Source organism: Gemella sanguinis ATCC 700632 (assembly GCF_000701685.1).
In the GTDB taxonomy this organism is placed as follows: Bacteria; Bacillota; Bacilli; order Staphylococcales; family Gemellaceae; genus Gemella; species Gemella sanguinis.
On the sequence record NZ_JNJO01000001.1, the window covers coordinates 143,297 to 156,240 of the forward strand.

General features: G+C 29.4%; 10 protein-coding genes. 4 read left to right on the top strand and 6 right to left on the bottom strand.

The genetic code is table 11. The annotated features are described in order from the left end of the window. The first annotated feature begins 51 nt into the window (after positions 1-51). Positions 52-1,365, top strand: coding sequence for an APC family permease (locus tag T369_RS0100710; RefSeq protein ID WP_031550374.1), 1,314 nt, complete (start codon positions 52-54; stop codon positions 1,363-1,365). Positions 1,366-1,394: 29 nt separating this feature from the next. Here the strand turns inward: T369_RS0100710 and T369_RS0100715 are convergent, their stop codons facing one another. After that, positions 1,395-2,756, bottom strand: a complete 1,362-nt coding sequence (locus T369_RS0100715; RefSeq protein WP_031550377.1) for a UDP-N-acetylmuramoyl-tripeptide--D-alanyl-D-alanine ligase — start codon at positions 2,754-2,756, stop codon at positions 1,395-1,397. Between the two features lie 8 nt (positions 2,757-2,764). Continuing rightward, on the bottom strand, positions 2,765-3,832 hold the full coding sequence (locus tag T369_RS0100720; protein ID WP_031550380.1) for a D-alanine--D-alanine ligase: 1,068 nt from the start codon (positions 3,830-3,832) through the stop codon (positions 2,765-2,767). 277 nt (positions 3,833-4,109) lie between these two features. On the opposite strand from T369_RS0100720, the gene T369_RS0100725 reads away from it, so the two are divergent. After that, positions 4,110-4,919, top strand: coding sequence for a hypothetical protein (locus T369_RS0100725; protein WP_031550383.1), 810 nt, complete (start codon positions 4,110-4,112; stop codon positions 4,917-4,919). 48 nt (positions 4,920-4,967) lie between these two features. On the opposite strand, the gene T369_RS0100730 is transcribed toward T369_RS0100725, so the two are convergent. The 3 genes from T369_RS0100730 to uvrB form a co-directional block, all read right to left on the bottom strand. Continuing rightward, positions 4,968-5,855, bottom strand: a complete 888-nt coding sequence (locus tag T369_RS0100730; protein ID WP_016359613.1) for an IS3 family transposase — start codon at positions 5,853-5,855, stop codon at positions 4,968-4,970. Next, positions 5,804-6,355 (bottom strand): transposase, encoded by a 552-nt coding sequence (locus T369_RS0100735; RefSeq protein WP_031550389.1) that lies wholly within the window; start codon positions 6,353-6,355, stop codon positions 5,804-5,806. Before T369_RS0100735 ends, T369_RS0100730 begins: the two co-directional genes overlap by 52 nt. 61 nt (positions 6,356-6,416) lie before the next feature. After that, a complete protein-coding gene (uvrB, locus tag T369_RS0100740) occupies positions 6,417-8,414 on the bottom strand; it encodes an excinuclease ABC subunit UvrB (protein WP_031550392.1) in 1,998 nt (665 codons plus the stop codon). A 197-nt stretch (positions 8,415-8,611) separates the two neighbouring features. Between uvrB and T369_RS0100745 the strand changes: the two genes are divergently transcribed. Continuing rightward, positions 8,612-8,983, top strand: coding sequence for a hypothetical protein (locus tag T369_RS0100745; RefSeq protein WP_031550395.1), 372 nt, complete (start codon positions 8,612-8,614; stop codon positions 8,981-8,983). Positions 8,984-9,114: 131 nt separating this feature from the next. Here T369_RS0100745 and T369_RS0100750 read toward each other — a convergent pair whose 3' ends face one another. Beyond that, complete coding sequence (locus T369_RS0100750; protein ID WP_031550398.1) at positions 9,115-10,518, bottom strand: amino acid permease; 1,404 nt, start codon at positions 10,516-10,518, stop codon at positions 9,115-9,117. Between the two features lie 623 nt (positions 10,519-11,141). Between T369_RS0100750 and T369_RS0100755 the strand changes: the two genes are divergently transcribed. Then, positions 11,142-12,794, top strand: coding sequence for a SpaA isopeptide-forming pilin-related protein (locus tag T369_RS0100755; protein WP_051618946.1), 1,653 nt, complete (start codon positions 11,142-11,144; stop codon positions 12,792-12,794). The last annotated feature ends 150 nt before the right edge of the window (positions 12,795-12,944 follow it).

Below are 12,944 nucleotides of genomic sequence, written 5' to 3' on the forward strand. Positions count from 1 at the left end.
TAGAAGTAGGGTATTTATTCTACTTCTAGGATTTTGAATAAGGAGCTATGTATGAAAAAAAAATTAGGATATTTTGATGTATTTTCTCTAGTAATAGGGTCAATAATTGGCTGGGGATCTTTTACTTTACCAGGTAAACAATTTTTAAGTAAGTCAGGAGTAATTAATACAACTCTAGGACTTTTTATAGGTGGAGCATTAGTAATAATAATTCAATTTGCTTATCATATAATGCTTAAAAATAATATTGAAGAAGGTGGAGAATTTTCATATGCTTTAAATAATCTAGGAAGAGGGCATGGCTTTATTGTTGGTTGGTCACTTAGTTTATGTTATTTAAGTATGATACCGTTAAATGCTAGTGCGTATGTTTTATTGTTTAAAGTTATATTTAATGATAAATATAGTTTTGGATATTTATATTCTATTGCAGGTTATCCAGTATGGATAAGTGATATAATTTTAATGAGTATAATTATTATCATTTTTTCTATTGTAAATATAAGAGGTTTGCACTTAAGTTCTCTTGTGCAAAATATAATGAGTACCTTACTTGTAATTGTAGTTCTTGTGCTAGTCGTTTTTGTTGGATATAAAAGTGATATTTCGTATTTTAAGAAAAACTATATTGAGAATTATACTTTTTCTTTTAAAGAAATATCTTCTGTTATTGCAATTGTGCCTTTTTTATTTGTAGGGTTCGATGTTATACCTCAAGTAGCAAAGGAATTGAAGTTTAAAGCTCAGAAGGCAACGGTTATTACAGTTATCTCAATAGTATTTGGAGCACTTATTTATTCTTTATTAAATTTAATAGCTGGATTTTCTTTTTCGCCTATGGAAGCTAAAAATACGAATTGGGCTGTAGCAGATTCAGTAATTCTTACCACAGGATATATAGGATTTATATTTATGTTGGTTGCATTATGGGCAGCTATAAATGGAGGAATAAATGGATTTATGTTAGCAAGTAGTAAACTGATAGCATCTTTATCTGAAAATAAGATAATGGATAAGAAATATAGTGAAAAAAATGATAGTGGGATGTACCCATATGCTATAGTATTTGTATCATGTATTAGCTTAATAGCTCCTTGGATAGGAAGAGAAGTAATACTTTACATAGTAGATATATCTAGTGTTTTAGCTGCAGTATCTTATGGATATGTTAGTTATGTTAGTTATATTTATTCAGTTAATAAAATTGAAAAAATTTTATGCTTATTATCGTTGGGAGTATCTATAGGATTTATAGTTTTACTTTTATTCCCATTATCACCAGCAGTGTTAAAATTACCATCATTTATTATTCTATGTGCTTGGATTATAGTAGGGCTCGTAATATATAAAAAGAAAGAAATATAGTTTTAAAACTATATTTCTTTTTAGTTTATTTATTTGTTTATCTCTTCAATAATACTTTCTAACTTCATTGAGCGACTAGCTTTAAATAAAATTACTTCATTAGCGTGTTTATTTTCTTTTAAGTAGTTACTTACTTCTTCGTTAGAAGAAAAGTGTAATTTTTTAATTTCTGAGTTAGTTATGCTATCAGTAATATTTTTAGCTAAGTCACCAACAGAAATAACTAAGTCGATATCTTTTGAATTATTAGAGATATATTCTCCAACTTCACTGTGGTACTGTACTTCTTTTGAACCAAGTTCAAACATACTACCAAGTACTAGAGTTTTATAATCAAAATCATCAAAGCCACTAACTACATCAACACTAGCTTTCATAGAAGTAGGGCTTGCGTTATATGCATCATTAATAATTAGAGAGTCTTTTCCATAAGGAATACTTTCTAAACGCATATGAGTAATTTCTGATGTTTTTTCTATTGCTTTACGGATTTCATCGATAGATAAACCTAGCTTTTCAGCAATAGCTGTAGCGAACATTATATTAAATAGGTTATGTTTTCCTTTTAATTTTGTTGTGAATTTTTCATCGCTAAGGTTTAGTTTGAAATCTATATGATTACGAGTAATAGTGTAGTTTTCTAAAATTATATTGTTATAATCATTCTCACCGCATGAAGTAGCTCCTATATTAGATTTATCTACTAAATCTTTTAGCAATACTTCATCTCCGTTATAAACGAAGAATCCATCTTTTTTCATACCATTAGTAATCTCAAATTTTGCTTTAGCAATACCTTCACGAGAACCGAAAAATTCGATATGACTTTCACCAATATTAGTGATTACAGTATAGTCTGGTTCTACTAGTTTTGATAGGAAGTCTAATTGACCAAAACCATCAGCTCCCATTTCTAAAACTAATATTTCACTATCTTCAGGTGCAGCTAAAATAGTTATAGGTACACCAAGTTCATTATTAAAATTTCCTTGTGTTTTATGAACTTTGAATTTTGTTTCTAATAGACCAGTAATAATATCTTTAGTAGTAGTTTTACCATTACTACCAGTAATTGCAATGATTTTAGCGTTTAAACTATCTAAATAGTGTTTAGCTAAAGCTTGGATAGCTACATAACTATCTTCTACATAAATTATATTATTATCGCTAGTAAAGTCTTCTTTTAAAGAAAGTGATGCAGCAGCACCTTTTTCAAAAGCACTCTCTATATAGTTATGACCATCAACATTTTCTCCTAAGAAGGGAATAAATAAATCTCCTTCTTTAACTTTTCTACTATCAATTGCGATACCAGTGATTTCTTTGTTTTCAACTATATTTACTTTTTTTGCGTTAAGTATTTGTTCTAAATCTTTTACTAAATATTTCATAGTTAATCCTATTCTTCTGTTAATAAGTTTTTACGGTCTTCGTAACGTTCTATAGCTAAACGGAATAATTCTTCGATTACTTCAGGATAGCTTACGTTCATATTTGCCCATAGTGATGGGAACATAGAGAATGGAGTGAATCCAGGCATTGTGTTAACTTCGTTGATGAAGATTTCTCCTTCTTTTGTATAGAAGAAGTCAGCACGAACTAAACCAGATCCGCTAATTGCACGGAATGCTGTTGCAGCCATTTTTCTGAATTCTGGATAAAGATTTGGATCAATTGGTGCAGGGATATCCATACGTGATTGACCATCAGTGTATTTAGTTTCATAGTCATAGAATTCTGTAGTAGAAATATTAACTATTTCACCTGGATCTGTAGTTTTAACTTCGTTGTATCCAAGTACAGCTACTTCTATTTCTTTTGCCCCTACAGCACCTTGCTCAATAACGATTCTTTTATCGAATTTTAATGCTTCTTCGATACCTTTAACTAATTCCGCTTCATCGTTACAGCGACTAATACCTACAGAAGAACCAAGGTTCGCAGGTTTAACGAAAACAGGATATTTTAGATTATCATTAACTTCTTTAACAACCGCTTCTTTATTTTTTTTCCAAGTATATTCAATAAAGTGTGTATATGGTAATTGAGGTAGGTCGTATGCCGCAAATAATTGCTTCATAACTACTTTATCCATACCAGAGGCACTAGAAAGTACGTTGTTTCCTACATAAGCAATATCCATAATTTCTAAGAAACCTTGGATAGTACCATCTTCACCATTAGGACCGTGAAGAACAGGGAATACTAAATCAAATTTACGACCATCTTCGAATAATAAGCTACTAATATCACTATTAAAGTTAGTAAATCTTAGTTCATTTTGATCTTTGATTTCAGATTTAATTTGTTCACCTTTAGCCCAGTTTCCTTCTAATGAGATAAAGATAGGAAAAACATTGTATTTTTCTTTATCGATTGCGTTAATAATTGATTTTGCAGTTAATAGTGAGATAGAATGCTCAGCACTCTTACCACCATAAACGATTCCTATGTTTTGTTTTGTCATAAAAAATCTCCTAATAAAAATTTTTTTGTTATGTTTAAATGTTATTGTTATAGTTAATAGAAATATTTAAATATAAACTATTGCCTACGTACACACTGAATATTAAATTCAGCAATTTGTCCTATAATTATACCACAAAAATATAAAGTAGAGTAGTTTTATATCTAATTTAAAAAGTTAATTTATTAATTTAATGCATGTTAATATTGTATTTTTGTAATATTAAATTTATAATAGAATATGTACAAAAATTGATATGAGTAGGAGGAAGAAAAGTTTGGATGAAAAATTAGAAGATAAATATGATTTTAAAACCTTGCAAAAAAGAAAAACTAGTCTAGTATATAATTTTATCCTTGTATATATTGTGTTTCTTTTTGCAGCGGGTTTCACTCAAATGACGCTAGGGTATAGTGATACGGTAGCTTTTATTATATTCGTAATAGTTTGCTTAATACTAGTTGTTTATTTTGCCACGAAAAGACAAAAAATTGAAAATTTAATTGCACTAAGGTTATTAAATGATTTAGAATTAGCTGATTTTATGGATTTTATGCATGAACAATATAAAAATAAAAAATTAACTAGAAATAGCCTATATTATAACTATATGGCACTAGTTGAGCTTATCTATGGTAACTTTGATAAGAGTGAAGAATATTTATCAAAAGTAAAACTTACTCAATCAGGTTATATTAGAGGAGCCTTAAGAGGAACTGAAATATGGTATCACTATACTAGATTTATGTTAAATATTTTTACTGAAAAAGAATTTGATTTAGAAGAATTAAAAAAACAACTTGTGAAAACAGTTAGTAAAAATCAAGAAGCTGTTCAAATGTATAATAATAAATTAGATAATATATATAAAGTTCTAGTTTTAAAAGAACCGGCTGATAACTTTAAAGAAGAATTAAATGATAATATAGTAGAGTGTTCAAAAGTATTTAATTATTACTTCTATCTTTGTAATGAAGTACTAAAAGAAAATAAAGAAGAAGCAAATAAATATATTGATTTATTATTAAAATACAATGAAAATTATTATGTAGTAAGAAAAGCGAGAGAAATAAGAGAAAAAAATTAAGGGTTGACCAATAGTGATGTGTACCCAATAATCTGGACACATATATATTTAGTTTAAACTTATGGATGTTATCCTGTAATTTACAGGAGGCATCCATTTTGTTTTTGATTGAATCCTTTTATTATTGTAATAATCTATATATTCCTCTACTGCTTCATTGAAACTTTCAAATGATAAATAATCTTTTTCACAACCATAATACAGTTCGGTTTTCATCCTTCCAAAGAATGTCTCCATTATACTATTATCATAACAGTTTCCTTTTCTAGACATTGACTGAATGATTCCATGTTCTTTTAACTCATTTCTATAATAGAAATGTTGGTATTGCCACCCTTGATCTGAATGTAAGATTAGTCCCTCCGTTTTAGGAAATTTATTAAATGCTTTCTCTAACATCCTTTTTATCTGATCTAAATTAGGATGTAAAGATAAATCATATGATATTATTTCATTTGTATTCATATCTAATATTGGAGAAAAATAACACTTTCCCCATGAAAATTTAAATTGAGATACGTCTGTAGTCCACTTTTGTAATGGTGCTGTTGTACTGAAATCTCGATTTATTATATTATCAGCGACTTTCCCAACAGTTCCTTTATAAGAATGATATTTTTCTTTAGGACATTTTCCTTTTAACCCTGCCTTGTTCATAAGTCGTTGAACACGTTTATGATTTATTTTAAAACCTCTATTAATTAATTCATTATAAACTCTACGAACTCCGTATATTCCCTTGTTCTCAGCGAAAATCGTTTTAATTTCTTTTAGTATTGGTTTATTGCGAATAGCTATTACATCTACTTTATTCAACTCATAATAATATGTTGATCTAGCCATTCCTACTGCTTTTAAAAGATACTTTAGTTTATATTTTTTATCTACAAGTTCTTTGATGATCGCTGCTTTTTCGCCTCGAGTTGCGCAGCCCATTTTTCTCTTCTCAAGGCAATAGATTTTTTTATTACTTCTATTTCTGTTTTAATATGTTCGTTTTCAGCTCGTAATCTTATAAGCTCTTCATATTCAGTTTCATTAAGTTTTGGTGCATGTGTTTTATTATTTTTTTTCATATTTTTATCCTTAGGAGGTCGACCTTTCTTAGATTCTTCGAGTCCATTATAACCTAAAGTTTTATATTTGTTAACCCATTGATACAACATTCCAGGTTGAATTCCGTTGCTTAACGCAACAAAAGTACATGATTCACCAGCTAAGACTTTAACAATTAATTCTAATTTCTCTTCTGGTTTCCATTTTCTATTTTGTGGTTTATGGTGTAAAGAGTCAATTCCTGATGAATCAACCATTCTTTTCCATTGTCTTATATTATCTCTGAATCTCTTTGTAGATACACCATCAGGTGTATCCGGAAATTCTCCTCTCTCATACATTTCTATACATTCTAATTTAAATTCAAAGCTATAACGCATAATAATACCCCTTTCACCGGTTTGTCCAGTAAAAGGGGTACATATCATAGGTCAGCCCTTTTTATAATTTATATTTTTCTTTTAATTCAGCTATAGTATCACGAAGTTTAGCAGCACGTTCAAATTCGAATTTTTCAGCCGCTGAGAACATTTCTTGTTCTAGTTCAGCTAAGTGTTCTTCGATATTATCATCGGTAATATTAGATACTTCTTCTAATTCTAATGTTTCATCTTCAATTACTTCTTTCTTAGCACTAATACTGTCACGAATATCTTTAATAATTGTTTGAGGTGTTATGCCGTGTTCCTCATTATATGCCATTTGTATTTCACGACGACGATTTGTTTCATCGATAGCTTTTTTCATACTTCTAGTCATATTATCCGCATACATAATTACACGACCATTCGCATTACGTGCGGCACGCCCAATTGTTTGTAGTAAGGCTTTATCTCCACGTAAGAAACCTTCTTTATCCGCATCTAATATAGCAACTAATGAAACTTCTGGAATATCTAAACCTTCACGTAGTAGGTTAATCCCTACAAGAATATCAAATTTTCCAAGACGTAAGTTACGAATAATTTCTGTACGTTCTAAGGTTTTAATATCAGAGTGAAGATACTCAACTTTTAGACCATTTTCTTTTAAATAGGCGGTTAAAGATTCAGCCATTTTTTTAGTAAGAGTCGTGATTAAAACACGTTCACCTTTTTCAATAATTTTTTCAGCTTCTTTAGTAATATCAAATACTTGGTCGCTAACGGGACGAACATCTATTACTGGATCTAGTAGACCAGTAGGACGAATAATTTGTTCAGTAATTTTTGAACTATGTTCAAGTTCATAGTCACCAGGTGTAGCTGAAACAAAAATTGCTTGGTTTAACTTATTTTCAAACTCTTGATAGTTAAGAGGTCTATTATCTAAAGCAGTAGGTAGTCTAAAACCATAGTCAACTAGAACTTGCTTACGAGCTCTATCACCATTATACATACCTCTAACCTGTGGAAGGGTAACGTGTGATTCATCAACTACTAATAACCAATCTTTTGGAAAGTAGTCTAGTAGAGTATAAGGTGTTGAACCAGGTTCGCGTAGAGTTAAGTGAAGAGAGTAGTTTTCAATACCTGAACAAAATCCCATCTCTTCCATCATTTCAAGGTCATAGTTAGTACGTTGTTCCAAACGTTGTGCTTCTAGTAATTTGTTTTTCATATTGAATACTTTTAGTCTATCTTCTAGTTCAGCACGTATTCTTTTTATTGCTTCTTTTGTTTTTTCTTCACCTGCGACGAAGTGGCTGGCAGGGTAAATCGCAATATGTTCTAATTCACTAAGTACTTCACCAGTTAGTGAATTGATTTCACGTATTCTATCAATTTCATCCCCAAACATCTCTATACGAACAGAGTTTTCACTACGAGAAGCTGGGAAAATTTCTATAACATCACCACGTACTCTAAAAGTACCACGTGTAAATTCTATATCATTACGCATATATTGGATGTCTATCAGTTTTGAAAGAATTTTATTTCTGCTTATTTCATCTCCAACTCTAAGTGAAAGCACCAGAGAAGAATATTCTTCTGGAGAACCAAGACCATATATACAGCTGACACTAGATACGATAATTACATCATCACGATCAAATAGAGAAGATGTAGCACTGTGGCGTAGTTTATCAATCTCATCATTGACAGAAGAATCTTTTTCTATATAGGTATCAGTCGATGGTACATATGCTTCTGGTTGGAAATAATCATAGTAAGAAACGAAATATTCGACCCTATTGTTAGGGAAGAATTCTTTTAACTCATTGTATAATTGTCCAGCTAATGTTTTATTGTGAGCTAATACTAGTGTTGGTTTTCCAACATTTTTTATAATATTAGCTATTGTGAAAGTTTTACCTGTACCAGTAGCACCAAGTAAGGTTTGGTATTTTTCTCCGTTATTAATACCTTCAGTTAGCTCATTAATAGCTCTAACTTGGTCTCCTTTAGGTTCAAATTTACTCTGTAAATCAAAATCAAAGTGTTGTCTATTTACTTCCAAGAAATTCACTCCTTTGCTAGTAATAAATAATATAAACTTAATAGTTTCTATTTAATTATATACTAGATAGGAAGATAGTAAAAGTGCTTTGATTAAATCAATAGTTTGTAGATAAATTGGTACTTCTTGAAAAGTTTATCAATATGAATTATAATGAAGAACAAAATAGTTTAAAATTTTGATGGAGTAAGCAGTATATGGATGATATACAATATTTGATTATTATTATAGTAGTTCTATATGGATATTTTCCAATTGAATTAACAATTTTTATAATATTTGTACGTAAGTTTTTAAATAATAAAAATAGTGAAGAAAAAATATGGTTAACAAAAAGTTGGAAAAGTTTTAATAGAATAAGTAAGTTGTTAGAAACTTTTATAGTATTCCCATGGGCAATGGTGGGACTTTGGGGAAGTATTTTTACGCTGGATGATGGATCTACCAGTTTCTTTTTCATATTAAATGTGATTTTATTTATACTGACAGTTCTAATGGAGTGTATAAGATTTATTTTCTCTATTAGATGGTGGTTTAAAAAGAGAGGATATTATAAAGATAATAGTTAAATAACAAAATTATAAAAGCTAAGAAGTTACAGATTTCTTAGCTTTTTTAAATACGAAGAAATATATTACATTATAAAATTTTTACAAATTAAAAAAGACGAGAAATTTTCTCGTCTTTTGAGCTATAAACATTATTTATTATTTTTTTTCGCAAGGTAAGGCATAATTAAACCAAGTGAAATAAGAATAATAGGTGTAACAATGTTCATTGTTGTTTGGAATACACTTCCTGGTGTATACATACCTGTGATACAAGCAAATGCTGTTAGGAAGAAACACCAAGCTCCTAAACCAACACCGATATATTTATTCTTAACAAATTTATAATCAGCTTGGAATTTACCAGCTGCTTTTTTCAAGAAGATATAAGCAGCGAATACCCATAGGTAACGAAGTGGCATACAAACAGCGTTTAATTTAACTAACCATCTGAATAGTTCGTTTACTTCTTTGATTCCGAACATAGGAATAATTAAAAGGATAGATACGATAACACCAACTAATTTTAATCCGTTAGTGTAAACATCATTACTATTTTTAACTAATAATTTTTTCGGGATGTATTGTTCATCAGAACTTTCTAGTAACATACGTAATGGTGCATCAATTGAGATAATAACGATAGATACTTGACCGATAAAGTCAACTACTGCATAAATAACTAAGAATAAGTTACCAACACCGTAGTAGTTACCTAATGTTTGGAATGCATAATAAGTACCATTAGTTAATAAGTCTTTTGGAATGTTATTAGTATCAAACATTAATGCAAGTGCGAATGTTCCTAAAATAGCTGTTGTTACAACCATAAGAACTAAAGTCATCATTCCTTTAGGGAAATCAGTAGAAGGTTTTTTCATCTTATTAACATAAGGCGAAATCTTCTCACAACCACCAACTGCAAATACTAAAATCGCTATTGACGTAACATATTTAACATCGAATGTTGGCATAAATGTATCTAATGACCAGTCGATGCTGTATGTTTTAGCTCCTGTAATAGAAGGTGCTGTAATAGCCATCAATATGAATAATAATGACATAATAAACATTGATGATCCTGCTAAAGTCGCAAGTTTTTTGATGAAGTTAACTCCTCTTGCTGCTAGGAATAACGCTACTATGAATATAACAAGTGAAATAATTTGTACATAAGTTATATTCATTTTACTAATACGGTTATCTCTAAATAATGCCCAACTGAATGCTGCGATAATACGTGATGGTTTTTGAGAAATATAAGGCATATGTACTACCCAAATTGTCCATCCAGCATAATAAGCTAGTAATTTACTGTGTGTTTCTTTAATCCAAGAACTAACACCTCCACCAGCATCTTTAAATGTAGATCCTAGTTCACCAACGATTAGTGAATATGGAATAAAGTAAATTACGAAGATTAAAACCCATGAGAAAATAGATTTAAGTCCGCCAAATTCTGAATATCCGTTAACGATATTACCAAACGCCCAAACAGTAGAGAAGGCCATGAACGCTAACGTATACCAAAATATCTTTTTAGCTTCTTTCTCCATATAATCTTCCTCCTAAAATATTTAATTTTTAATTCTGCACTAAGCATTAATAAAAATATTAGCATAGTACATACAATTATTCAAGTAATATTGGTATTTTTCTAATAAATTATTCTATAATTCCTACTAAGATTAAGAATTTTTAGAAAAATTATAGAAAATATGTTTGCAAAATTATTTTTTAGAATAGTTATTTTACAGAAAACAAGTAATATAAGGACATTTAGAATCTCTGATAATGAAAAGGATAAACGATTTTCATTTAAAATAATAGTGTTAAAATACATATTTTTCTAAGTATTATAGAGTATAGCATAGTTATATTTTAAATTATGAAAATTATTAGAAAATGAATATATACATAAAAACTAAAGAGTAATTTTTTAATAAACATATATATTTTCAAAAAAGTGTATTTAAATTTATGTGAAATAGTTTAATAATAACACTAGATTCCAAAATTGATAATTCGTATACAAGAAGATTAAAAACTTGACAATGTTATAAATTAATCGTAATATATGTGTAGATAATAGATTGTAATTATTTATTATTAATTATTCATTTATAATTTTATATATTTATATAAGATTATAGATAAAAGAAAGGAGAAAAGTATATTAATGAAAAAAATCACAAAAGTAATTAAAATGAGTGTTACCGCAATATTTACATTCATAGGATTACTATTTGTATCTTCATTAACAGCTAACGCAGCTGAAGGTAAAGAACTTACAAAAGTTGTTACTGATATTTCTGTTACAGATGCAGGAAATAATGCAGTTAAACCTGACGCCAATGGCAATTATAATGTTACTACTGATAGAGCATACCGTTTTTCAGCAAACTTTGATTTAACGAATTACAACGGTAACTTATCAGAAGGAGATTATTTTAATTTAAAAATTCCTAATTCAGTAACTGTCCAAAAACATTCGGCTGATATTAAAGATACAAAAACACAAGTCGTTATTGCTGAATCAGAAGTAACACCAAATGCAAACGACCAAGGTGGTAATGCTAAAGTAACACTTAAAAATTTCTCTGAATATCTAACTACTACTAAAAGTAATGATATAAGAGATATAACAGGTCATTTTACTATTGATTTTTTATTCAAAAAAGATCAAACTAAAACACCTGTGACTTTTGATAGCTTAGCTGTGAAAAATAAAATAACACATACTTTTACATCAACAACTAAAGACGGAGAAAACAAAGGTTATGAAAACTTCGCTAAAAATGGTAATGATGTTGAGAATAAAGGATGGACTTCTGAAAAATTAGCAGCTGTAGGTTCTACTTCTAAAGGAAATATTTACTCACCATGGCGCGTTCGCGTTAATGCTGGAAAAAAAGACTATGGAAGCAACTTAGCATTAGTAGATGAGATAGTAACTGATACTACACATGCAGCTATTCAATATATTCCTGAATCATTAACAGTATACAAAGCTACTATTAATGATGGTACTTCTGAAGTACCAGCAGGTGCTGTTAAACTAACTGAAGGTACTGACTACACAGTTGAGTGGAACAGCAATTATACTTCTTTAAAAGTAATTTTTAAAGATGGTTCACAATCATACTATGTTACTTATAACACTACAACTCCTGGAGATGGAAGTTTAGTAGGAAATAAAGTTGCATTACTAAAAAATAATACTGAAGCACTTCCTCAACGCAATAATCGCTTAATTTACGGATATGTAAGTGAGAGATTATCAGTATTAAATGAAGTGATTAATGCTAATCCAATTTACAAAATCAAAATTAATAAAACTGATAAAGTAAAAGTAACACCTGTTCAAGGAGCTGTATACACAATTATAAATCCAGAAGGAGTTGTAGTTGAAGATGTTACTACAGATGAAAACGGAGTGGCAGTTTCTAAAGAATTATCAAAAGATTATTTAGGAAAAGTGTTCACAATAATGGAAAAATTAGCACCAAAAGGTTATAAACTAGATCCAACTGTTTATACAGTAACAATTGGTGAGAATAATTCAATTATCAATCTTCAAGATGAACCAGAAGATACACCTCCAACTCCGCCAACACCAACTCCAAACAAACCGGTTAAACCTAATGAACCAGGAAAACCTGAAAAACCAGGTAAACCAAATAAACCTGGTAAACCAACTACACCAGTAGTAAAAGAAAAAGCTAAAAAAGCTGTTCTTCCAAAAACAGGGGTAGAAACTAATAGCTTAGCTGTAGCAGGTTTAGTTATCGGATTAGGTGCGTTAGCTTTAAGACGTAAAGCAAATAAATAATATAATAAGACGAACTTAGGAAACTAGGTTCGTTTTTTTTTTTTTTTGTCTTTTGATTAGTACAGAAAAGGGTAAAATATAGTAAATTAATATAATCTAAAAAAATTTGTATCCATTATAATTTCATTAGTTATATTTTAAATAGATATT